The organism is Paraburkholderia sp. GAS42, from assembly GCF_050436565.1.
In the GTDB taxonomy this organism is placed as follows: Bacteria; Pseudomonadota; Gammaproteobacteria; order Burkholderiales; family Burkholderiaceae; genus Paraburkholderia.
In genome coordinates this window covers 264,948-288,316 of record NZ_JBNDML010000005.1, presented here as the reverse complement: position 1 = coordinate 288,316, position 23,369 = coordinate 264,948, and the positions used below count along the sequence as shown (strand labels likewise).

Sequence of the window (23,369 nt, the reverse complement as noted above, 5' to 3'; positions counted from 1 at the left end):
CGCATCCGGACGTGCGGCACGTTCTGCTCGTCGGCGCTTACCGCGACAACGAGGTGGATGCGTCGCACCCGCTGACACACACGCTCGACGCAATCCGCAACGCCGGCGGGAAGGTGCAGCAGATCGTGCTCGCGCCGCTCATGCCCTGCAACGTCGCGCAACTGGTGGCCGAATCGCTTCACTGCGACAGCGCGACGGCCGAGCCGCTCGCGCAACTGGTGTATGAGAAGACGGGGGGCAACCCGTTCTTCACGATCCAGTTCATGAGGACATTGACTGAAGAGAACCTGCTCACGTTCGACCACGGCGCCGCACGCTGGCGTTGGGATCTGCCGCAGATTCGTGCGAAGGGCTTCACCGAAAACATCGCCGACTTGATGGCCGCGAAGCTGAGCCGGTTGCCTGACACAACGCGCGACACGCTGGGCCTGCTCGCGTGTCTCGGCAACATCGCCGAGGTCACCGCGCTGACACGGGTTTACGGTGGCCCGGAGGAAACCGTCCACGCGAAGCTGTGGGGCGCCGTGCGGGCGGGTCTCATCTTTCGCGTGAAGGGTGCCTATGCGTTCGCGCACGATCGCGTGCAGGAAGCCGCCTATGCGCTCATTCCCGCCGGCGAGCGCGCCGCGGCGCATCTGCGGATCGGACGTGCACTCGCGTCGCACGCGAGCCCGGAAGCGCTCGAAGAAAACATCTTCGACATCGTCATCCACCTCAATCGCGGCGCGGCGCTGATCACGACCGAGGTGGAGCGCGAGCGCACCATCGCGCTAAACCTGATCGCGGGCAGGCGCGCGATGAGTTCGACCGCCTATGCGTCGGCCCGCTCCTATCTGGCGCAAGGAGTCACGCTGCTGTCATCCGATGCCTGGGTCCGGCACTACGACGACACGTTCGATCTCTATCTCGCGTTCTCGGAATGCGAATATCTGACCGGCAACTTTGCCGAGGCGGACACGCTGTTCGATATGATCCTCGGCAGGGCTCGCTCCAACCTCGATCGGGCAAAAGTCTTCAGCCTGCGTATGCAGTTGTATCAGGTCGCCGGCCGATATGATGAAAGCTTCGCCGTCGCGTGCGATGCGCTTCGCGATTTCGGCATTGTCCTCCCCAGGTCCGATCAGGATATTCAGGCGGCGATCGATGCGGCGTTGCGGGACATTCCGCTCAATCTGGCGGGGCGGGCCATCGGCGAACTGGTCGATGCACCGGTGGCAGCGGACCCCGTCACACGGGCGATCATCAACCTTCTGGTTGAAGCGATGCCCTGCGCCTTTGCCGCGCGGCCCGTGTTCTACCCGCTCATCACCCTCAAGGCGGTCAACCTCTCCTTGCAGCACGGCAATACCGACAACTCGAGCTTCGCCTACGGCAACTTCGCGCTGATGCTGGTCTCGGGCGTTGACGACATACCCACTGCGGTGCAATTCTCAGAAATGTCGCTGCGGCTAAACGAAAAGTTCGGCAACCGGCGCCTCTATGGAAAGCTGCTTCATCTGCATGCCAGTCATATCAATTTCTGGCGGCGCCACATGGCGGCTAACCTGCCTGTTCTCGAACGGGCGATCGGCGCCTGCCTGGAAGTGGGCGACCTCGTTTTTGCCGGCAACCTCGCATTCAACACGGTATGGCAGGCGATCGAGACAGGGGCGGTCCTCGAGGACGTGCAGGTGCTAGCGGAAAAGTACGCCGCACTCGCGCGGGACAGCCACAACGACGCCGTTCACGAGACGATCCGGCTCGAGCAGCAATTCGTCGCCAGCCTCCGGGGCAAGACCACCGAAACGCTGAAGCTGAACGACGACAAGTTCGACGAAGCGGCCTGCTTCGGGGCAATCACCAAAGCGAACTTCGGCTGCGGTATCGTCTTCTATCACATCATCAAGCTGATGCTCGCCTTCCTTGATGGCCGGTATGCTGACGCATTGAACGCCGCGCGCGCGGCAGAGACCACGCTGCGTGCCGCCATGGCCCTGCCGATCGAAGCGACTTATCACTTCTTCCACGCGCTCACGCTGGCGGCGCTCTACCCGCAGGCATCCGCCGAACAGCAGCAGGCCTACGGGCGTATTCTCGCGGCGAAACTGAAGAAGTTCGAACTGTGGGCCAGACACTGCCCCGAGAACTATCGCAACCGCCATGCGCTCGTTCTGGCGGAACTCGCGCGCCTTGAGGGCCGCGATCTCGATGCGATGCGCCTCTACGAACAGGCGGTTCGCTCAGCCCGCGAAAACGGCTTTTTCCACAACGAAGGCATGGCCAACGAGCTCGCCGGCCGCTTCTATCTGAGCCGCGATCTGGAGACCAATGCCCATGCTCATTTGCGCAACGCGCGTCAATGCTTCGCGCTGTACGGCGCCGACGGCAAAGTCGCGCAGCTCGATGAGCGATATCCCGGCCTCGCCACAACCGAAGACCAGCAGCCGATGACGACACTCGGCTCCGATGTCCGGCACTTCGACACCGCAAGCCTGCTCAGGGCCTCCCAGGCCCTGTCGAGCGAAATCGAACTGCCCGGGCTGATCCGGCGCCTGATGACGATCGCGCTACAGACGGCCGGCGCCGATCGGGGCCTGTTGATTGTGCCGCGGGACGGCGGCTATCGCATTGAGGCGGAAGCCCGCATCGCCGGCGACAAGATCGTGTTGAATCATGAGCCGGTGGCCGACTCGGCCGCCCCTGCCGCCCTTCTGCGTTATGTGATTCACACGCAAAAGAGCGTCATCATCGACGATGCCCTGAAACCCCACGTCTTCGCCGAAGACGACTACCTGGCAGGCGGCGCGACGCGGTCGGTGTTCTGTTTGCCGCTCGTCAGGCAGGGCAAGCTGGGCGGCCTGCTTTATCTGGAGAACACGGTTGCCGCCGGCGTTTTCACGGCACGCCGCTCCGCGCTGCTGGACGTGCTGGCGTCACAGGCGGCAATCTCGCTTGAGAACACCCGCCTTTATGCCGATCTTCAGGAACGGGAGAACAAGGTTCGGCGCCTCGTCGAATCCAATATCATCGGCATCTACATCTGTGATTTTGAAGGCCGGATCATCGACGCCAACGATGCCTTTCTGCGTCTTGTCGGTTACAGCCGCGACGATCTCCTCTCGGGGGCCGTGCGGTGGACCGAGCTGACTCCGCCCGAGTGGCGCAGCCGTAACGAACTGGCGTTGACCGAATTGAAGGCAACCCGAACCGCCCAGCCGTTTGAGAAGGAATACTTCCGCAAGGATGGCAGCCGGGTGCCCGTCCTGATCGGCGCGGCGGCATTTGGTGAAAACGAGGACGAGTGCGTCGCCTTCGTGCTCGACCTCACTGAACAAAAGCGCGCACAACAGGAAATCCGCGAGAGCGAACGGCGCTATCTCGACCTGCAGATGGTGCTGGCGCACTCAAACCGGGTAGCGACAATGGGGCAGCTATCGGCGACGATCGCCCACGAAGTGAAACAACCCATCACCGCGATCGCCGCCTACGCCAGTGCCGCCCTGCGCTGGCTGGCCGCTACGCCGCCCAGTCTGGACGAGGCTCGCCACACGCTCACCCAGATCGTCGCGGATAGCGCTCGCGCCGCCCAGATCGTCGACCGGACCCGCGCCTTCTTCAAGAAGGAATCACCGCGCAGGGACAGCCTGGATATCAACGAGACGATTCGCGAGCTGATCGCGTTCATGCACGACGAAGCGAACAAGCATGGCATCGATGTCGCCGTGCAGCTGATTGATGGATTGCCGCACATTCAGGGCGACCGGGTACAACTGCAGCAAGTGATACTCAACCTGATCATCAACGCCATTGAAGCGATGAGCGAGATGAACGCGGGCGAGCGGGCGCTGTCGATCCGCACAAGCGAGGTCGAGGCCGGTGAACTCTGCGTGACGGTGCAGGATTCGGGACCGGGACTTAACCCTGAGCATCTCGACACTGTCTTCGAGGCCTTTTATACAACCAAACCCAACGGGCTCGGGATGGGCCTGCCGATCTGCCGCTCGATTGTCGAAAGTCATGGCGGAAGATTGTGGGCGACCCCGAACTCGCCGAGCGGCACCGTCTTCCAGTTCACGTTGCCGGCACACGGCGACGCCTCACATCGCACGGAAAGCCGGCAATAACGCGCGAGGCCGATGCGCAGGTCACCGGCCCACCAGCTCCCAGGGCGAAGCGCTTGCGCGCCGCGCCTCAGACGGCCTCCAGCTCGTAGTCTTCGCGATGGTCCTTCTGCGGCAAAACCGTCTGTGTGTCCCTCGCGCCATATCGACCCGGCGATCTGAAAAACTCGATGCAAAAGTCGACGAATGTCCTGAGTCTCGCCGGAAGCAGTTCGCGGTGCGAGTAGAAGAGACAGATCTCGGCCTTGCTGTCCGATGTTGTGCACTGCGGCAGGATATGCGTCAGGTGCCCGGCGTCGATATCCTCGCGAACCATCGTTTCGGGCAAGGCGGCAATGCCGGTCCCCGTGAGTGCCGCCGCCCTCAGCAGGATTTCATTGCCCTCCATCGACGACATGGGCGACACGCTCACTCGTGTTCCCCTCTCGAACAGATCGATGACGTCCACGCCCTTCTTCCGCGAATCCGTGTCGAGCAGGAGAAAGTGATGGGCCAGCTCGACGGCGGCTCTGGGCGTGCCGTATTGCTCAAGATAACCAGGCGCTGCGACGAAGATGCGCGGCGACTTCGCCAGCGTCCGGCGAATCGCGGCAGACTGCTCGACAAGATGCGGCGGCAGAATCGCCATGTCGAAGCGGCCGTCATACAGGTTCGCGACCCCCTCCTGAACGGAAACGATCAGACTCACATTGGGCGCAATCGTGTGATAGCCCCGCACCAGGCGCGAGAAGGTTTCGCTCATCAGCATCGGATGCACAATCAGCCGCAGCTTTCCGCTGTCGAATTCACGCGCCTGCGAAATGCGGCGATTCGCTTCATCGAGTTCCTCGAGCAGACGGCAGCAACTCAGATAGTAGGGCTGTGCCGCTTCCGTCAAGGAAACGGACCGTGTTGTCCTGAGCAACACTCTCGTCTGGATACACCCTTCGAGCCTGGCGATCGCTTTCGATACCGACCCGGTGGTCACATTCAACGATTCCGCAGCCTTGCTAAAGCTTTGATACCGCGCAACTGCAACGAATGCACGCAACATGTAAAGCTGGTCCATCTCGCACCTCACTGGCCAATGTAGAAGAGGAGTATCCAGGCGCCTGGAATCATCGCAGATGAAAAAATCGAAACCACCGGGAAACGAATGAAGGGTAGGCGCGAACGCCGCGTGGCGCCATCGTCCGATGGGGTGTGACGCGTCGTGCGCTTGCATGCGCAACTAATACGTTCGAATGGGCTTAACGGGGGTAAGAATACAAAGCGGCGATCGACTGGCGGAAACAGATAGCGCCGCTAGGGTCCCAGCAACGCGTCGATCCGCGCCAGCAGTCGCGCGTCGTCGAGAGGCTTGGGAAAGAAATCGGCCGCGCCTGACGCGATCGATCTATCCAAAAGATCCCGTATCGTGTCCGCCGTAATGAAAATGACCGGGACAGGCTGCTCCCATTGCTTGATCGCCTCAAGCAACGCGAAGCCATCCATGCCCGGCATATGAATATCCGCGATGACGAGACTCAGCTCCCCGCGGCGCGCGTCAAGCAGCAATTGCCTCGCGGACAAATACGTGATCACCTGCCAGTTCGCCGAACGCAGCAGCGCTGTCGTTGCCAGCCCGACGGATTGATCGTCATCCACGACTCCAATAACCGCCGCAGAGCGCCTTGTTTTCATTTCGAGTCCAGAGGGCGGCTAAAATGGCCCGCGAGAACATCAAATCCTCTGGACAACGTACAGGACCCTATTTAAAGCCGCAATAACACCTTCGACTGAGTTTACCGACGGTTAGTATGAGTCCGCGTCGAACGTGGTATTCAAAGATTCTGGCCATCGCCAGCCGCCGACTCCATTCCCCGCTCGCGCCTGAATCCGCCAGCGGATAGAGCCAGGAAGACTGAAACGACGACCGTATCCTGCCGCACAGTCGATTCCCCTTACCTTTCTTATACTTCGCCCAATCCGGGAAGTGCGGCCGCGCGTCGCTGACGAGGCACAGCGAGTTGGTGCGGCCATCATCAGGACGCGAGCGTCCGCAAGCCGCCCACAATCAGTTGAATGCCGATTGGCACGAAGCGTCTTCCAGAGGACGGCCCGTCGCAGGGTAGTGGGTAATGCGCAAAGGGCAAAGGGCAACGGTTTGTCCGATGAAACAGAGAGGTAATCGACAATGAAGCTGCACTATCAAAGGTCGCTGCTACTGATTCTGGTGCTCGCGGTGTTTGTCTGGCTGGCCTGCTGGTTCATGCCCTTTCCGGCGAATTTCGAAGACAGCTACATCATGTACCGTTACGCACAGAACGGCGCGGACGGCTTCCCGTATGAATGGAACCGGCATGCCGGCACCGTGCAGGGCATGACGGGCGTCGCCTGGGTCACGCTTGTCACGCTCGTGACCCGCCTGACGCGGCTCGACGTCATCGACGTCAACAGCTACGGATGCCTCGCCTTCTCCATCCTGACGCTGCTGGCAATCTACGCGACCGCAGTGCGCCACTTCACCGCCCGCAACGGCTGGCTTGCCATCTGCCCGCTGATCGCGCTGATCTCGAGTCCCTTTTTTATCCGCGCCGCCAGCAACGGACTTGAAACGTCGATCACGATATTCTTTGTTGCCTTCTCCATCTACCTGCTGGGCTTTCTGCGAACGACCGGCACGCACCCGCTGTGGGCGGGCATATTTTCCGGACTGACGGTTCTCGTCCGACCCGATCTGCCGATCTTTCCGCTCTCGCTGTTTTTCTTCGGTCTCGCGCTCGCCGATGCAGGCAAGGCACAACGGATCAAAAGCTGCGCGGTGCTCGTCGTATTCGCATTTCTCGCGGCGCTGTGCGCGCTCTTCGCCGTCAGCCTGTTGACCGGCACGGCGCTTCCGCTGGCCGCCAGTCTGAAGTTCGCCTTGACCGATCTCCTGCTCGGCCGGCTGCCAGGCAATCAATATCGTTTCATTCTGGGCTTTCAGCTGGCATTTCTGGGCCACCTGCTGCCGCTCGTCATTCTTGCGCTTATCTCTACGGCATTTCTGGACCGGAGCCATTCGAAACACTATCTGCCGATCTATCTGGCGTGCACCGTCTACTTTGCATATCTTTTCACGGTGCTGCCCATCGTGGATGTGGCGTACCGCTTCCAGTTGCCCGTTCTGATTGGATTGTCATTTGCGATGGTGCATTTTTTCGATCTGATCGTGAAATCGCCCGTGTCAAGAAAACAGGGTATTGCGCTGATCCTGTCGATCACCGCGCTGCTCGCGATCAGCAACGTGAACCGCCTCTATTCAGACCGCAAAGAAGCGGAGTTCTTCATCGTGGATCACACGCCCTACGAGACCATCGGCCGCGCGCTCCGCGACATACCGGGCGTTTCGATTGCGTCGCCGGAAGCCGGAAAGCTCGCGTTTTACTCGCAACAGAAATTCTTCGATACAGTGGGATTAAACGACCTTTTTGTTGCGCGCAACAAGAAACGGGAGAATTATGCGGCGCTTCTTTCCGATTATCTGCGGACTGATTTCGGTATTCCCGATGTCTATGTCAGGCCATTCCGCCCGGAAATCGACAGCTATGCCTTTCTCGAAATCATTCCCGAATTCGACAAGATTTACGAGTGCAATAAAGGTGGCAATGCGGAGCGGATCAATCTGGTCGTTTGCATTTACCGGTTCGGCCCGCAGGCCAGGGCGGTTGTCTCGACGCTGGGCAAGACAGGGCTCGGCATCGAGTTTCCCTGACCATTGGCATTGAACTGGCAGATTGGTATAAACCCGATCTGCCAGTCCGTCTGTTGCAGGTGCATCCGGGCTCGTACATAGAACCAGAACCCGCCCACCCCACGCTATTCGTCGTCCACTCCGGAAAAATGCTGCAATCGCGTTAAAAAAGTGGCGTGTCCCGATTGCGCGGCGGTGTCCTTGCGCACATTATGTCCTGATCGTGTTTTCTATACTTCGATTGACAGCCGGGAGTTGACACCGGACATTACACGCTGCTTTCATTTTAATAACAGAATGAATTCATTTGACCTCGATATTTTGCGATTTGCAAACCAGTTTGCTTTTCGCTCTACGACCGCCGATCACATTATCAGCGCCATTTCCGGTCTTTATATGACGCATCTGGTTCTGGTCGCCATGCTCTGGTGGGTCTGGTTTCGTGGCGGTATTTCGGCCCGGCGCGATCGCGAAATTGTGATTGCAACGATCGTGGCGAGTTTCGGCGCGCTTCTCCTCGGGCGATCGCTTGCTCACTGGCTCCCCTTCAGACTGCGTCCGTTCGCGAACCCGGAACTTGCCATGTCGTTTCCGCCTAACGAATCGACGACGCATTTACTTCGCACGTGGAGTGCCTTTCCGAGCGACCACGCGATGATGTGGTGCGCGCTCGCGACTGGCATCTTTATCGCGTCGCGCCGGCTCGGCGTGGTCGCATTGCTGTACTCGTTGTTGTTCGTCTGCCTGCCGCGCATCTACCTCGGGCTGCACCATCCTACCGACATCGTTGCTGGCGCTGCGCTCGGCGTGTCGATCTGTGTGATCTGCAACAGCACCGCGATCAGGCAATGGATCGCCGCACCGGCGCTGAACTGGTCTGTACGACACGAAGGCGGAATCAATGTCGCCCTCTTTCTGCTGGGCTTCGAATTTGCAAGCCAGTTCGACGAAATCCGGACGTTGAGCGAATCGTTCCTGAAGCATCTGTAGGTCGCCGCCGGCGCATTGTGCCCCGTGTGTTGCCCATGCGGCACCGGCGTCTCACCGATCCCGGCTGCGCCGAACAAACCGCGAATGTCTGCTGGCGTACGCAGGATATTTTTCCGGCGATCTAGTATCGGGCGATACGTTGCCTGCGACGTGCGTTGCATCCGTCTATCGCACACTGACCGCACTGAACATGAGCCAGCCACCCTATCCAGAATCGATCGTCCCAAAGGAGATCGCCCGGAACGTGATGTCCCCGGCGCGGTTCGCGCCAGGCGAGCGGATGCTGCTAGGCGCCGTCGCTGTCTCACTGGTCGTCTGGGTCGTCGTCGTGCTTTTTTCACCGATCGTTCGCGGCGCCGACACCTACGTCTCGTTCTCGCGTCTTTACATCTGGACGGAGGCGCTACGCGCCGGCGATCCGCTCTCCATCTGGACGCCGATCGACGCCAGCGGCTTTGGCTCCCCGGTGCCGTTCTTCTATCACAAGCTGTTCAACCTCGTCGGTGCAGCCTTGTCGCTGGCCACAGGCGACGTTGTGACCGGGTATCGCTTCGCCATACTCACCTTCTCTTCGGTCATGTTCTACGGCGTGTACGCGTGTGCTGCACGGCTGGGCGCAGACAGGACTTCAAGGCTCGTCGTTGCTACGGCGTCCGTTTTCGCGCCCTACATGCTCACCAAGGCGATCGAGGGGGGCGTGGCGGAATATTCGGCCACGACGTTGATTCCCCTGATCCTCGCGCTGTTGATCGACGTCCACAACGGAAGGTTCGGGAAGTGGCAGGGCCTTTCGCTCTTTGTGCTGCTCCTGCTTCTCGCGCAGGCGCACGTGCTGGTATTCGTCATCGCGTCCGGCGTACTGCTGATGCTGACGCTCTATTTGATCGTGACGTCGTCGCAATCCGGCTGGCCGCTTCTTGCGATCACAATCGGCGCGCTCGCCGTGTTTTTCGCTACTACATTCGTCCCGTTCACCTGGTGGAGCGCATACTTCTGCCCCGCGCAGGCAAAGATCTTTGGACACATCTCGGACAATCTCCTTTCCGTCGGCTACATCTTCTGGCGGTCTCCGCGCTCCCAGTTCGGATGGCCGGTATTCGCGCTGATGATCGGCATGGCGTTCCAGTTACGTCGTACCGATGATCCGCGCGCGCGCATGATCTTCGCTTTCGGCGGCGCGGCACTGCTTGTCATCCTGTTGATGACGCGCCTCACGCGGCCGCTGTGGCACATCTCCGCGCAACTCGATTTCGTGCAGTTTCCGTGGAGACTGCTTTCGCTCGCGATACCACTCTGCCTCGTTGTGCTCGCCGGTATCCTCGAACAGTTGTCACCTGTCACAAAGCAGCGGGTTCAGTTCGGCATACTTGCGTTCGCACTTGCGACTGCAGCAGCGTTACTGCATTTCTACGGCAACGAGTATGCGCCGATACCGCTCGAACAACTTCGCCGCGAAGCACCGCCCACGAGCGTAGTCGGTCCCGACGCCGGCGGCGAATATTATCCCGCTCACTACCAGCCCCAGCTCGCAGCCATCGACATCCTGCAAACGCCCGCGACAGGCGTCCTGCCGACGCAACGGCCGCTGGTGGAGGCGAGCGGATGCCGGTACACGGATATCCCGCGGCCCGCGTACTTCAACACGCTGGAAATCCCGGCGACGTGTGCCGCTGGCGGTCACGTACGGATCAACCAGTTTTCGACGCCCTTTCTCACCAGCAGCGCGCGTTCAGCGGACGGCATCACGCTTGCACCGGTTCAGGGAAGCCAGTTTGTCGAGTACGAATTGCCAGCAGGCCAATGGACGATATCCGTCAGACAGCGCAGCTATCTGGATCTGGTCCTGATGGCGTGGCGCGCAAAGCTCGCTAAAGCCGGCCTGTAACGCGCCGCTGGAGCGGCCGCGGTCCGCCTTACGTCGCGACGATCGGGGCGACTTGAACGCGGCGCCGCCCACGCCTTCGCCAGTGTGCCCGAGCGCACGAACTGCCCGGGGGATATGGCCTAGACTCTGTGCAAAGGGGTCGACACCCGCGATCGCTTTCGCCGCAAACCCAATCACCGGACATGCTTTGCGGACACCGCAGACCTCACCTTCCGTGGGCTTCGTAGCAACGGATTGCGTGTGAGGCCTTATCCGCGAGGAAATCATGGACTACGTCGGCCGTCATCACCTGCTCGCACCTGATCCGCTCTTCAGGGATGCGACGCCCGAGCCAGCGGACACCCGCGACAGCTTCGTGCTGACCTCACCCTCGATCATCGCGACGAACACCGACGCCGCGCCGAGCCTGCTGTCGCTCGTCGTGCCGTTCTATAACGAGGAAGAAACCATCGCGCATTTCTTCGACTCGGTCATACCCGTGCTCGAAGCAATTGACGGAACCGTATTCGAAGTCGTCTGTGTCAACGACGGCAGCCGCGATGGCACCCTGCGCAAACTGGTCGCAATGTCGAATCGCGATTCGCGGGTGCGCGTGATCGATCTGACGCGCAATTTCGGCAAGGAAGCCGCGTTGTCAGCCGGGCTCGATGAAGCGCTGGGCGCAATCGTGATTCCGTTCGACGCCGATCTGCAGGACCCGCCGAAGGTCATCCCGCTTCTCGTCGAAAAATGGCGCGAAGGCTATGACGTGGTGCTCGCGAAAAGGATCAATCGCCTGACGGACTCGTTTATAAAGCGTCAGACAGCATCGCTCTTTTACCGGATGCATAACGCGGTTTGCGATACAAAAATCCCCGCAAATGTAGGCGACTTTCGTCTGATCACGCGCGAAGTCGTGGATTCACTCAAGCTGCTTCCTGAAACGCGTCGCTTTATGAAGGGGCTCTTTGCATGGGTCGGCTATCGCACGGCAGTCGTCGAATATGTGCGCGAGCCACGGGTTGCGGGCACCTCGAAATTCTCCGGCTGGAAGCTCTGGAATTTCGCGCTCGAAGGCTTCACGAGTTTCAGCACGCTGCCACTGCGCGTGTGGACGTACGTAGGTTCATTCGTCGCGTTTGGTGCGTTTCTCTACGCGTCGTTTCTGATCATCCGTACGCTGATTCAGGGCGTCGCGGTTCCGGGCTACGCATCGATACTCTCAGCAGTACTGTTGCTGGGCGGCGTTCAACTGATCGGCATCGGCGTGCTCGGCGAATATATCGGGCGCATCTACTTCGAGTCGAAGAACCGGCCCGTGTATCTGATCCGTCGCCGCCATCAGGCGACGGCACCGGACGCAGGCGATGCCTGACGGTCGCACCCTACGACGCTTCGTGGTCTATGCGGGCGTCGGCGCCATCGGCACTGCGGCGCAATACGCGGTTCTCATCACCCTCGTAACGGCGGGACTCGCGAATCCTGTGACGGGCTCAATGACGGGCGCGGGCGTGGGTGCTGTCGTCAACTACTGGCTGAACCGGCGCGTTACGTTCCGGCACGGCAGCAGTCACCTCAAAGCCGTTCCCCGATTTGCAGCAATCGCGCTACTCGGCGTCGCGGTGAATGGCCTGCTGATGAACCTGCTGACCCGCCACCTCGACGCGAACTACCTCATTGCGCAGGTCGCGGCGACGGGCGTCGTGCTGGGTATCACCTACATCCTCAACTCGGTGTGGACCTTCAAGGGCCACGGCGCCGAAGCCGTCTGAACGGCTTCGCCGCGCCCGCGGGAAGTCCCAATACCCGCTTCACGACTCATGTCTGGTCGTTGATATCCCGGCTAGTCGACGTCGCCATAGCTGCGCTTCGATCCTGAAGCACGCGCCCAGACCAGGCCAGCCGATGAGGCTGCCGAAGAAAGATAGCGCCGGTAATACGTCGCGAGAACCGGCTCCACGTAAAGCGCGATCGCACCCGCCGTCACGACCATGCCGGCCATCACGAACGGCCGCCAGTCGATGGCATCGCCCGCTTTCGCATTGATGACGCGGATCATCAGATAGCCCAGGTTCTGGTGAATCAGATACAGCGGGTAACTGATCCTCCCCAGCACGGAAAACACCGAAGCAACGCGCGGGTTCGTCGTGCCTCGAACAAGCAGAACGAATGCGACGACACCCACCGCCAGAATGGAGACGCCGCTCAGCACGCTGACCGGCGTATCGCCGACGAGCTTCGCAATCCGGTTCGCATCCTCGTAACAGCGAAACGCGCCCGCGGCGAGAGCAAGCAGCAATACGGAGAACGTCGCGATATTGCGCTTCTTCCCGACGAGAATCAGGTACAGCACCATGCCGATCGAGAAGAACGACAGATAGCGTTCAAGCGGATACTGCGTCAGCGCGGCGCCGAAAACGTCATCGCCAAAGAGCTTTTCGGCAACGATGCTGACGGCGTCGTAGGACGTCATCAACAGCGCGATCCAGATCACGCTCTTCTTTATGCTACCCACGCACATCGTCAGGAACACGACTGCGTAAAAGACAATCTCCAGTCGCAGCGACCAGTACGACCAGTCAGCGCCGTTCGTCCACACCAGCGGCACAATGAAGAGCGAGGCCACGTAGCTGAGCGGCGTTGGGCCGTGCCCGAGCAGCAGGCCCACGACAAACGACAGCGTGGCGCAGACAAGCAGACACGGTCCGAGCCGCACGACACGTCCGATCAGAAAGTCGACGGGACGCCGGTTGATCGCGGAGGCCGTGATGATGAAACCGCTAATGATGAAAAATATCTCTACCGAGAACGAGAAATAGCGGATCGCGAACGCGTGAGCCGCCGGGCCCGCGACCGCGCCTATCATCGGACCGAAGTAGTAGTAATGCCACGTCATGGTCATGAATGCCAGGACGAACCTCAAGATCTCGAGGCAATCGAACCGCTTGTGCGTGGCATTCATGCTGGTCATAGCCGCGGCTTCAATCGCCGGCCTTCAGTTGCGGGATGGGCATTTCGCCTTCGGCTCCATCGGCCGTCACGCTATCCGGCGGCTGACGTCGTTTTGATTTGCCAAGGCTATCCTTGAGCCGCAGGAACGGCAGCTCGATCAGCCAGTAGCTGAGCGTGGCCGCAGCGAACGCTTCAAGCACGCACAATGGAAATCTGAGCGTGACGGGCGAGGCCAGATTGAAGAACAGTTGCTGCCAGAGATAAAGGCTGAACGAGATCGTGCCGATAAAAACAAAGCCTCTCAGCCGCAGCACACGCGCAAACCAGAAGTCGCGTTTAACCGCGAGCGCACCGATGATCATGCCGGCGATGGCGGATTCGATCGTGCGACCGTAGGTGGCGGTCCAGTAGCCGCCCGCCTTGCTTTCGCAAACCGGAATCACGAAGAACAGCACGAGAATTAACGCGGTCAACGCGAGCGAACTGCTCGGTCGCGAATTGAGCAGCGTTGCGAGCCGTTCCTTGTTGAGCGCGACGTAGCAACCGATCAGGATTGGATCGAGGCCTGTGTGAAGCATCATCTCCACCTGACCGCGTAACGACGGCACCGCAAAATACGAAGCGATCCGCACTAGCGGCACGAAGAGAATCAAACCCAGCAGCAGCCGCGTATCTTTGCGCCGCAGAATGACGATGAGGAGCGGCGGCCAGAACCAGTAAAACTGCTCCTCGAGCGCGAGCGTCCAGAAATGGCCGAGATACCAGACGCCATCAGGATGAACGAGATTGGTGGAACCGAGGCCCAGCAGTTCGGAATAATTCCAGAGATGCACCGCCGCGAACATGACCTGACGGAAACTGACGTCGAGCGCGCCAGCCGCGACGAGCGCGCAGACCACGAGCAGATAGGCGTAAAACGCCGGCCAGATCCGCAATGCCCGTCTCGCATAGAAGGTCATCAATCTGACCTTGCCGGTTTTCTTCCACTCCGCCTGGAGCAGATCGGTGATCAGAAATCCGCTCAGCACAAAAAAGATCAGCACACCGAGGCCGCCGTTCGCAAACAGACGCAGCGGCGACAGCACGCCCGTATAACCGCCCGCGACCATATGTTCCGCATGCGAGATCACCACCAGCATGACAGCGATGCAGCGAAGGCCGGTCAACTCCTGGATGCGATGAGTCATGGGCTGGTTTCCTGGCGGGTCCGGGGAACACTCGCCAGCCGTACCCTTTGTGCCGCGAGCCGGGCGGCGATCGCGAAGAGTCCGATGGCTCCGTTCGTGCGCCGCGTCGAAAGTGCCGCGGGACGATGTAGCCTCAATCTAGATGAATGCCCTGTCGGCATCTGTGCGCGGACGTACGAATTTTCTGAGGTCGGCTGGACTCAGGATCGCGCCCAGACGCCTCCATACGCCCCCATACATCCGTTTACCGGCACGCGATCCGCTCGAACAGCGACCAGTCGCCGGCCTCCCTGCGCAGCACGACCTGACATTCGTCGTTATCGAACATGCCTTCGGGGAGCGGCTTGAGGTGATGCACGAAGAAGTACCGATAGACGCGGCCCTGCACCGCTTTCCAGTCGAAGTATTGCGGCGACAACGAGAATTCGGGCCTCATCGCGGGCACATGATCGGCTCTGAAGCGGACAATCTGCGGCAACAGATACGCGAAACTGAAATCGACGAAACCCTGCTGCTCGGCCTCGTACCATTGCGGATAGCTATGCAGCGTATACGGGTTGTGAACGATCGTACTGCCGGGATCGTAGACGAGACTCAACGCGCGCTGGCCCGGTTCGGTTGCATCGAGCAGCGTCTCGAACGGCGCATTCGCTGCGGCAAAGCGCTGCTCACGCACCGCAAGCACACCCAGAAACGACCAGCAGATCGCGATCAGGACGAGCCGCGTAAAAAACGGCACGAATGACGCCAATGCGGTGCGCCGCATCCCGGTATCGCTGCGCGCTTCCGCGGGAACGAACATGAGCGCGTACGCCGGCAGCAGATACAGCGCAAAGCGGTGATAGACGTATTCGACATCGAGTGCGGCAGACGGAACCAGCAGCCAGACAACGAGCATCGCAAGCATCGGCACGCATGCCGCCGGCGCCTTCCGGTTCAATCTTGCGCCCATGAGCCATGGCGCGGCCAGCATGAACATGCCGGCGAGCAGGAAATACCAGTCCTTCATCTGCGCGGCAAACACGTACAGCAGGAAATTGAAGCTGCGATGCCAGCCCCACGACGCCTGCGTCCAGTCCCACACCAGGTTCGGACCGGCGTGAGGTTCGCCGGTCCACGTCACCAGGTTGTGGTGCTTCGCGTACACCAGGTAGACGACGGCCAGCACGCCCAGCAATGCATACGGCACCGAAGCGAGCGCGATGCGCCGGACGCCCTTGAGGCTGAACGGCACCAGCGCGCCGCCCGTCGCGCAGGCGAACGCGAACACGAGACCATGCGAGAAAAAGGCCAGCACGCCCATCGCGACCACCGCTGCGCCCCGCACGCGCGTGGGTGCGGTGGCGAACCGGCTCGCCACGACAAGAAAGAACAGCCCGACGGGCGCCGCCATCAGAAACGTGAAGAAGCCAAACTGGAAGGCGATGCCGAAGAAGCCAGGCACGAACAACCAGTCAAGACGAGGGTCGGCTCCGAAGCGTTTGCGCAGACAGACACAGCCCAGCATGAACGCGTAGAACGCCAGCGTCAGCGAGAGCTTCATCGCGAGCAGCACTGGCATGAAGAACGACAGCGACACCGCGATGACGTAGCCAAGCAGATACGGCGTGAAGTAGTTGATATAGACGAGCTGCGTCCATGGCGACGTACCGTCGAGCAGATCGCGCAGCAACGCGACCTGCGCCGCATGTTGCGGCAGATCACCCATTGGCGGGCGCGGCGCGATCCAGAACAATGCGCCCGCGAGTACCACCGTGCTGACGAACAGGATCTGCTGCAGACTCAAACGTGACCCACTTGACGCGACCGCGTGACCGCGCGCCACGGAAATACTGTTCATGGATATCCCCCGGCATTCGAGTGCACGGGCGGACGTTTATTCACGCTCCCGCTTCGCGCAATCGATATGTCACGACAGCGTAATCGGCGCGCGTGGGCTCGTATGTTTGCTGGCGAACAAGCCGAAACGGCGGGGTTCAGGGCCACCCCGGGCATCACGACGCAAAAAAACCGCTCGCATTCAAATTACAAAACGCTAAAACAGATATATCCACACCGATACGAATATTTCATATGACCGACAAAATCGGCTCAAGAGTCTGGATTAAAGCCGGATTAGATCAGGGATAACCATGAATATGGCCGGGTTGAATCATGCAGCCGCTTAACGGTCGGCGTACACTCCCCCGAGGCCCGCTCCTGTGGGGCATGCGAGAAGCGCCGGAGACTGCGCCGCATGAAAGCGGGGTACTGTGGAACAGGAGAACAACGAATGAGCTGGACCCGGGAACAGAGAAACGTCACGATCGCCGCCTATCTCGGCTGGACACTCGACGCATTCGATTTCTTTCTGATGGTTTTTGTCCTGAAAGATATCGCCGCCGACTTCAATACAGAAATCTCTTCCGTCTCATACGCGATTTTCCTGACGCTGATGGCACGCCCCGTCGGTGCACTCATTTTCGGGCGGCTCGCTGACCGCTTTGGCCGCCGTCCCACGCTGATGGTCAACATCGCGTGCTATTCGCTGCTCGAACTGCTGTCGGGTTTCTCGCCGAATCTCACTACCCTGCTCGTCCTGCGTACACTGTTTGGCGTCGCGATGGGCGGCGAATGGGGCGTCGGCTCGGCGCTGACCATGGAAACCATCCCGCCCCGCGCGCGCGGCTTCGTGTCGGGTCTGCTGCAGGCGGGCTACCCGAGCGGCTATCTGCTCGCGTCGCTCGTGTTCGGACAGCTCTTTCAGTACATCGGCTGGCGCGGCATGTTCTTCATCGGTGTCCTGCCTGCATTGCTGGTGCTGTACGTTCGTGCGCATGTTCCCGAATCGCCCGCGTGGAAAACGATGGAGCAGCGGCCACGCCCCAGCCTGATCGCCACGCTCAAGCAGAACGTGAAGCTGTCGATCTACGCCATCGTGCTGATGACCGCGTTCAACTTCTTTTCGCACGGCTCGCAGGACATGTACCCGACCTTCCTTCGCGTGCAGCACCAGTTCGATCCGAAGATGGTCCAGAACATCACCATCGTGCTGAATATCGGCGCGATCGTCGGCGGCCTGTTCTTCGGGGCGCTCTCCGAAAAGATCGGCCGCAAGCGGGCGATCTTCATCGCCGCGCTGATCGCACTGCCCGCGCTCTGGCCGTGGGCGTTTTCGACCGGCCCGGTGATGCTCGCGGTCGGCGCGTTCCTGATGCAGATCGCCGTGCAGGGTGCGTGGGGCGTGATCCCGGTGCATCTCAATGAGATCTCGCCGGACGATATCCGCGCGACCTTCCCTGGCCTCGTGTACCAGCTCGGCAACCTGTTTGCGGCCATCAACGGGCCCATGCAGTCGAAATTCGCGGAAGCGCACGGCAACAACTACGCGATCCCGATGGCGATGGTCGCGGGCACCGTGGCCATCGTGATCGCCGTGCTGATCCTGTTCAGCCGTGAACGCCGCGGCATCGATATGACGCAATCCGCGAAAGAGGCTGCGGCGGTCCACTGACCGTAATTGTCTGAGCGCCGGCAGCCTGGCCGGCGCGAGCACCAAAAACGATGCGGCGATAACGTCGCTTTCGCCAGTCATTCGAGAGGCGGTTCCATTTCAATCGGAACCGCCTTTTTCGTGTGTGCGCCGCGTTCAGGACATGCCGCCCGCAGCGCGGGCAAACACCGACGATCGATCACTTTTTAGAGGAGTCCGTCCACATTCAATCCTTGCCGTTCGTCGCACGCGCTTCTTATCCTGAAAAAAACGCCCGTTTCAATCGGGCACTTGAATCGTCTGTTCGCGGTCGGGCGACCGGCAATGGAGGCGCAACATGGCAGTTCGCACAACGGGCCGGCTTGCCGGCGACACGAAGTCCCGCATCCTCGACGCCGCCGAAACGCTCTTCATCGAATGCGGATACGAGGCGATGTCGCTGCGGCAGATCACGTCACGCGCCGAGGTCAATCTCGCGGCGGTCAACTATCACTTCGGCAGCAAGGAAGCACTCATCCACGCGATGCTGTCGCGGCGCCTCGACCGCCTGAACCAGGAGCGCGTGAAGCTGCTTGACCGCTTCGATGCGATGCTCGGCTCACGCCTCACCTGTGAGCACGTGCTCGGCGCGATGTTCATTCCCGCGCTGCAGCTTTCACGCGATCCGCGTATCGGCGGCAAGGCGTTTCTGCGGCTTTTGGGCCGCGCCTATACCGATCCTTCTTCGTTCATTCGCGAGTTTCTCGCCGCGCATTACGAGTCTGTGGCGATGCGTTTTTTCGATGCGTTCCAGCGCGCCCTGCCGCATCTGCCGCGCGAGGAACTCGGCTGGCGCCTGCACTTCGCGATCGGCGCGCTATCAGGCGTGCTGGCCGGCGCGGACACCGAGCGTCTTATTGCCGAGTTCTCGCAGGGAAAGTCGATGAATGACCTGCAACTGATCGCACGGCTCGCTTCTCTGATAGTGTCGGCGCTGAAGGCGCCGTTGCCGGACGCTTCCCAGTTTGCCGCATTCGCCGCCGTGCTCGGCGACGCCGCTGAAGGTTCCGAGCCTGACTGTCCTGAGACGGCGACCGCTGGCGCAACGTTCGGCGCGGACGCGCGCGATCGCGCCTGAAAACAGGGAGGTTTCGTCATGCCGTGGCTCATCGTTGCGCTCTTCGTCGTGAGTGCCGGACTCGTCTTCGTGCAGGCGCGCGCCGCAGGGTGGCTGGCATTCATGGTGGTGTGGGTTGCGGCCGCGTACCTCACGGGTGCCGCCGGTCCTGCCGCCACGACTATCCTCGCAATCGTCCTCGTGATTCCGGTGCTCCTTCTCACCGTCAGGCCACTGCGTCGCGCGTGGCTCACGAAGCCGGTGCTCGAAGTCTTCCGCAAGATCCTGCCCGACATGTCGCCGACTGAACGCGACGCGATCGAAGCGGGCACCGTCTGGTGGGATGCCGCACTCTTCTCGGGACGCCCGCACTGGGACACGCTGCTCGCCCACGGCCCGGCAAAGCTGACCGCCGAAGAACAATCGTTTCTCGACAACGAATGCCAGCATCTGTGTGACCTCGCGAACGACTGGGAAACCAGTGCGATCTGGCAGGACCTCTCGCCGGAAACCTGGCAGTTCATCAAGGAGAAAGGCTTCCTCGGCATGATCATTCCGAAGCAGTACGGCGGCAAGCAGTTCTCCGCGTACGCGCATTCGCAGGTCATCATGAAGCTCGCAACGCGCTGTTCGGCCGCCGCCGTTTCGGTGATGGTGCCGAACTCGCTCGGGCCCGCCGAGCTGCTGATGCAGTACGGCACCGAAGCACAGAAGAATCACTATCTGCCGCGTCTCGCAAGCGGCGAGGAAGTCCCCTGCTTCGCGCTGACGAATCCGTACGCGGGTTCCGACGCCGCTGCGATCCCCGACGTCGGCATCGTCTGCACGGACACGTTCGAAGGCGGCGAAACGCTGGGCTTTCGCGTGACATGGGACAAGCGTTACATCACGCTCGGGCCGATCGCGACGGTGCTCGGTCTTGCGTTTCGCGTGCGCGATCCCGATCATCTGCTAGGCAACGACGACGAACCGGGCATCACCTGCGCGCTGATTCCGACGAAGCACCCCGGCGTGAAAATCGGACGCCGTCACTGGCCTTTGAATGCCGTGTTCCAGAACGGTCCGAACTCCGGTGAGGACGTATTCATTCCGCTCGACTGGGTGATCGGTGGACGTGCGCAGGTCGGCAACGGCTGGCGCATGCTGATGGAATGTCTCGCGGCGGGCCGGGCGATTTCGCTGCCTTCGTCGAATGTCGGCATGGCGAAGCTTGCCGTGCGGGGTACAGGCGCGTATGCGGCTGTGCGTCGGCAATTCCGCACAGCGGTGGGCAAATTCGAAGGCGTGCAGGAAGCGCTCGGCCGGATGGGCGGCAACCTGTATGTGATGGATGCCGCGCGTCGTCTGTCGGCGCATGCGGTCGATCTCGGCGAAAAACCCTCGGTGATTTCCGCGATCGCCAAATATCACATCACCGAGCGCGGCCGGAAGGTGATCAACGACGGCATGGATGTCGTCGCCGGCAAAGGCATCTGCATGGGCCCATCGAATTTTCTGGCGCGCGCGTATCAGCAGGTGCCGATCTCGATTACCGTCGAAGGCGCGAATATTCTCACGCGCTGCCTGATCATCTTCGGTCAGGGCGCGATCCGTTGTCATCCGTACGTGCTGAAGGAAATGGCCGCCACGCGCGAGACGGATCGCAAGAAGGCGCTGCGCGACTTCGACAACGCGTTCTTTGGCCACGCGAGCTTCACGCTATCGAATGTGATGCGCAACTTCGTCTACGGCTTGACGGGTGGGAGATTCATCGCGAAGCCGCAGCGTGCGCATGCCCCACTCGTTCACTACTATCGCGCCGCGACACGCATCTCGACCGCGTTCGCGTTACTCGCCGACGTATCGATGTTCGTGCTTGGCGGCGATCTGAAACGTCGTGAACGCATTTCCGGCCGGCTCGGCGATGTGCTCTCGCAGCTGTATCTGATTTCGGCGACGCTCAAGCGTTTCGAAGACGATGGTCGTCAGGAAAGCGATCTGCCGCTCGTGTGCTGGGGTGTAGAAGATGCGCTGTATCAGGCACAGCAGGCCATCGACGGCGTGCTGGCGAACTATCCGAACCGTCTCGCCGCGAGCCTCGTGCGCGCACTCGCGTTTCCGTTCGGCCTGCCGCATCGCGCGCCGTTGGACAGCCTCGGCAGTGCGATTGCGGAACTGGTGCAGACACCGGGCGCGGCGCGCGATCGCCTTCTCGCGGATTCGTACGTACCGCCGGTCGATGTCGATCCGCTCGGCTACGGCGAGCTTGCGTTCGCGCTGAATCCGCGCGTGACGGAAATCGAGCAGAAACTGCGCGACGCGGTGAAGAAAGGCTTTATCGCGCCGATGCCGCAGAGCCTGCCTGATCTCGCGACCTGGATCGAAACGGCTGAAGGTATCGGACTCATCGACGGCAGCGAGCGGGAGGTGCTCGCCGACTACGCGCGCTATGCTGCAGAGGTCGTCAAGGTGGACGACTTCCCGGCCGACTTCGGCATGCTCGCCGATCTGCAAAAGCGCAAGGACGCGCTGGACCGGGCGATGGAGCTTGCAGCGTGAGTCTGCGCCTGAGTCAGACATTGCGCACATTTAAAACCACCACAACGAACCGCGGAACCGGACGATGAACGACTCATACCTGAACTTCGTCAACTCGTCGCTCGGCGCGCGGCTCGTCCGTTCCCTCGGGCTACCGAAACCCGAAGTGCTGCGCCGCTATCGCGCGGATAAGCCGGAGTTCGAAGGACTCGTTGCGGTCGGTGCAGGTCCGCAGCCGCACGTGCTCGAAGCGCTTGCTGAGATCGTCGCCCGTATCGGCGTGACGGGTGTCGCGCATGAGAGCGCGGGCTTGTGGATTCCGCTCGCGCATCGGCATGGGTTGATGACCGGGCGCTTTGAGCCGGTTGCGAGCGGCGCGGCCCAGGGCCGCATGAGTGCGCTGCTGTTCGATGCGAGCGGTATCGAGGACAGCAGCCAGTTCGAAACGCTCTACGCTTTCTTTCACGACGCCTTGCGCTCGCTGGGCACGTGCGGACGCATCGTCGTTTTCGGCCGGCCGCCGGAAGCGTGTGCGACGCCGCGTCAATGGACAGCGCAACGCGCGCTCGAAGGCTTCACGCGTTCGCTCGGCAAGGAAGCGCGCCGGGGCATCACGTCCAATCTGATTTACGTTGCGCCGGGCGCCGAGGCGCAGATGGAAGCCACGCTACGCTTTTTCCTGTCGCCACGCTCAGCGTACGTGTCGGGTCAGGTCGTGCGCATCGACGCTGCCACGCAGGACCTGCCCGCCTTCGACTGGAAGCAGCCGCTGGCAGGCCGTCGCGCGCTGGTGACGGGTGCCGCGCGCGGCATCGGCGCATCGATTGCAGGTGTGCTCGCGGCAGAAGGCGCGCATGTGATCGGCGTCGACATTCCGTCCGCGAAAGACGCACTCGATAAGACCATGCGCGAACTTGGCGGTACTGCCCTCGCCTTCGATATCGCCGCGCCGGAAACGCCCGCGCAACTCGCCGCCGCGCTCGACGAAAACGGCATCGACATCATCGTGCACAACGCAGGCATTACAAAGGACAAAACCATTGCAAAGATGACCGAAGCCGCGTGGCACACCGTTATCGATATCAACCTGTCCGCGCAGGAACGCATCGACGACGCGCTGCTCGAAGCCGGCACGCTGCGCCACGGCGGACGGATTATCGGCGTGTCGTCGATCAGCGGCATTGCGGGCAACCTGGGGCAAAGCAACTACGCGACATCGAAGGCAGGTGTGATCGGACGCGTGCAAAGCATGGCGCCGCATCTACGCGAACGGCACATCACGATCAATGCCGTCGCGCCCGGTTTCATCGAAACGCAGATGACCGCGAAGATTCCGCTCACGATCCGCGAAGCGGGACGCCGGATGAACGCGATGAGCCAGGGTGGCCAGCCGGTCGATGTCGCGCAGACGATCGCGTGGCTCGCGCATCCGGGCTCAGCGGGCGTAACGGGCCAGGTTGTGCGCGTATGTGGCCAGAGTCTGATCGGAGCGTGATC

At 61.1% G+C, this 23,369-nt stretch carries 15 protein-coding genes; 10 read left to right on the top strand and 5 right to left on the bottom strand.

All coding sequences use genetic code 11. The features are described 5' to 3' along the window. Nucleotides 1-113 precede the first annotated feature (113 nt). Nucleotides 114-4,103, top strand: a complete 3,990-nt coding sequence (locus P3T16_RS10695) for a trifunctional serine/threonine-protein kinase/ATP-binding protein/sensor histidine kinase (RefSeq protein ID WP_429342287.1) — start codon at nt 114-116, stop codon at nt 4,101-4,103. 67 nt (nt 4,104-4,170) lie between these two features. Here P3T16_RS10695 and P3T16_RS10690 read toward each other — a convergent pair whose 3' ends face one another. Both P3T16_RS10690 and P3T16_RS10685 read right to left on the bottom strand, forming a co-directional pair. Further along, nucleotides 4,171-5,148 (bottom strand): LysR family transcriptional regulator, encoded by a 978-nt coding sequence (locus tag P3T16_RS10690; protein WP_429342232.1) that lies wholly within the window; start codon nt 5,146-5,148, stop codon nt 4,171-4,173. A gap of 236 nt (nt 5,149-5,384) precedes the next feature. Next, nucleotides 5,385-5,726, bottom strand: coding sequence for a response regulator transcription factor (locus tag P3T16_RS10685; RefSeq protein WP_429256969.1), 342 nt, complete (start codon nt 5,724-5,726; stop codon nt 5,385-5,387). 529 nt (nt 5,727-6,255) lie between these two features. Here P3T16_RS10685 and P3T16_RS10680 point away from each other — a divergent pair. The 5 genes from P3T16_RS10680 to P3T16_RS10660 all read left to right on the top strand — a co-directional run bounded on the left by P3T16_RS10680 (nt 6,256) and on the right by P3T16_RS10660 (nt 12,420). Then, on the top strand, nt 6,256-7,815 hold the full coding sequence (locus P3T16_RS10680; RefSeq protein ID WP_429342231.1) for a hypothetical protein: 1,560 nt from the start codon (nt 6,256-6,258) through the stop codon (nt 7,813-7,815). Nucleotides 7,816-7,989: 174 nt separating this feature from the next. Further along, nucleotides 7,990-8,784, top strand: coding sequence for a phosphatase PAP2 family protein (locus tag P3T16_RS10675; protein WP_429342230.1), 795 nt, complete (start codon nt 7,990-7,992; stop codon nt 8,782-8,784). A 190-nt stretch (nt 8,785-8,974) separates the two neighbouring features. Then, on the top strand, nt 8,975-10,669 hold the full coding sequence (locus P3T16_RS10670; protein WP_429342229.1) for a hypothetical protein: 1,695 nt from the start codon (nt 8,975-8,977) through the stop codon (nt 10,667-10,669). A gap of 265 nt (nt 10,670-10,934) precedes the next feature. Further along, nucleotides 10,935-12,023, top strand: coding sequence for a glycosyltransferase family 2 protein (locus tag P3T16_RS10665; RefSeq protein WP_429342228.1), 1,089 nt, complete (start codon nt 10,935-10,937; stop codon nt 12,021-12,023). Next, nucleotides 12,016-12,420: a GtrA family protein gene (locus tag P3T16_RS10660; protein WP_429342227.1), complete on the top strand. Its 405-nt coding sequence runs from the start codon at nt 12,016-12,018 to the stop codon at nt 12,418-12,420. The genes P3T16_RS10665 and P3T16_RS10660 overlap by 8 nt, the downstream gene beginning before the upstream one ends. Before the next feature lie 71 nt (nt 12,421-12,491). On the opposite strand, the gene P3T16_RS10655 is transcribed toward P3T16_RS10660, so the two are convergent. The 3 genes from P3T16_RS10655 to P3T16_RS10645 all read right to left on the bottom strand — a co-directional run bounded on the left by P3T16_RS10655 (nt 12,492) and on the right by P3T16_RS10645 (nt 16,627). Continuing rightward, entirely contained in the window at nt 12,492-13,619 is a 1,128-nt protein-coding gene (locus P3T16_RS10655; RefSeq protein ID WP_429342226.1) for an acyltransferase family protein, read from the bottom strand. A 10-nt stretch (nt 13,620-13,629) separates the two neighbouring features. Next, a complete protein-coding gene (locus P3T16_RS10650; RefSeq protein ID WP_429342225.1) occupies nt 13,630-14,787 on the bottom strand; it encodes an acyltransferase family protein in 1,158 nt (385 codons plus the stop codon). Nucleotides 14,788-15,031: 244 nt separating this feature from the next. After that, nucleotides 15,032-16,627, bottom strand: coding sequence for a hypothetical protein (locus P3T16_RS10645; protein WP_429342224.1), 1,596 nt, complete (start codon nt 16,625-16,627; stop codon nt 15,032-15,034). 432 nt (nt 16,628-17,059) lie between these two features. Between P3T16_RS10645 and P3T16_RS10640 the strand changes: the two genes are divergently transcribed. The 4 genes from P3T16_RS10640 to P3T16_RS10625 all read left to right on the top strand — a co-directional run bounded on the left by P3T16_RS10640 (nt 17,060) and on the right by P3T16_RS10625 (nt 23,367). Beyond that, complete coding sequence (locus P3T16_RS10640; protein WP_429342223.1) at nt 17,060-18,280, top strand: MFS transporter; 1,221 nt, start codon at nt 17,060-17,062, stop codon at nt 18,278-18,280. A 316-nt stretch (nt 18,281-18,596) separates the two neighbouring features. Continuing rightward, nucleotides 18,597-19,376, top strand: coding sequence for a TetR/AcrR family transcriptional regulator (locus P3T16_RS10635; protein WP_429342222.1), 780 nt, complete (start codon nt 18,597-18,599; stop codon nt 19,374-19,376). 18 nt (nt 19,377-19,394) lie between these two features. Continuing rightward, nucleotides 19,395-21,893 carry an acyl-CoA dehydrogenase gene (locus tag P3T16_RS10630; protein ID WP_429342221.1) on the top strand — a complete coding sequence of 833 codons (2,499 nt, stop codon included), beginning with the start codon at nt 19,395-19,397 and terminating at the stop codon, nt 21,891-21,893. Nucleotides 21,894-21,957: 64 nt separating this feature from the next. Then, the gene (locus P3T16_RS10625; RefSeq protein ID WP_429256982.1) at nt 21,958-23,367 is read left to right on the top strand and encodes a 3-oxoacyl-ACP reductase; all 1,410 of its coding nucleotides are present in this window, start codon (nt 21,958-21,960) and stop codon (nt 23,365-23,367) included. Nucleotides 23,368-23,369: the final 2 nt, after the last annotated feature.

Coding starts and splice junctions, on each gene's coding strand:
- P3T16_RS10625 (WP_429256982.1), top strand. CDS start 21,958: ATGAACGACTCATACCTGAACTTCGTCAACTCGTCGCTCGGCGCGCGG.
- P3T16_RS10655 (WP_429342226.1), bottom strand. CDS start 13,619: ATGACCAGCATGAATGCCACGCACAAGCGGTTCGATTGCCTCGAGATC.
- P3T16_RS10635 (WP_429342222.1), top strand. CDS start 18,597: ATGGCAGTTCGCACAACGGGCCGGCTTGCCGGCGACACGAAGTCCCGC.
- P3T16_RS10640 (WP_429342223.1), top strand. CDS start 17,060: ATGAGCTGGACCCGGGAACAGAGAAACGTCACGATCGCCGCCTATCTC.
- P3T16_RS10665 (WP_429342228.1), top strand. CDS start 10,935: ATGGACTACGTCGGCCGTCATCACCTGCTCGCACCTGATCCGCTCTTC.
- P3T16_RS10630 (WP_429342221.1), top strand. CDS start 19,395: ATGCCGTGGCTCATCGTTGCGCTCTTCGTCGTGAGTGCCGGACTCGTC.
- P3T16_RS10660 (WP_429342227.1), top strand. CDS start 12,016: ATGCCTGACGGTCGCACCCTACGACGCTTCGTGGTCTATGCGGGCGTC.
- P3T16_RS10690 (WP_429342232.1), bottom strand. CDS start 5,148: ATGGACCAGCTTTACATGTTGCGTGCATTCGTTGCAGTTGCGCGGTAT.
- P3T16_RS10645 (WP_429342224.1), bottom strand. CDS start 16,627: ATGAACAGTATTTCCGTGGCGCGCGGTCACGCGGTCGCGTCAAGTGGG.
- P3T16_RS10650 (WP_429342225.1), bottom strand. CDS start 14,787: ATGACTCATCGCATCCAGGAGTTGACCGGCCTTCGCTGCATCGCTGTC.
- P3T16_RS10670 (WP_429342229.1), top strand. CDS start 8,975: ATGAGCCAGCCACCCTATCCAGAATCGATCGTCCCAAAGGAGATCGCC.
- P3T16_RS10680 (WP_429342231.1), top strand. CDS start 6,256: ATGAAGCTGCACTATCAAAGGTCGCTGCTACTGATTCTGGTGCTCGCG.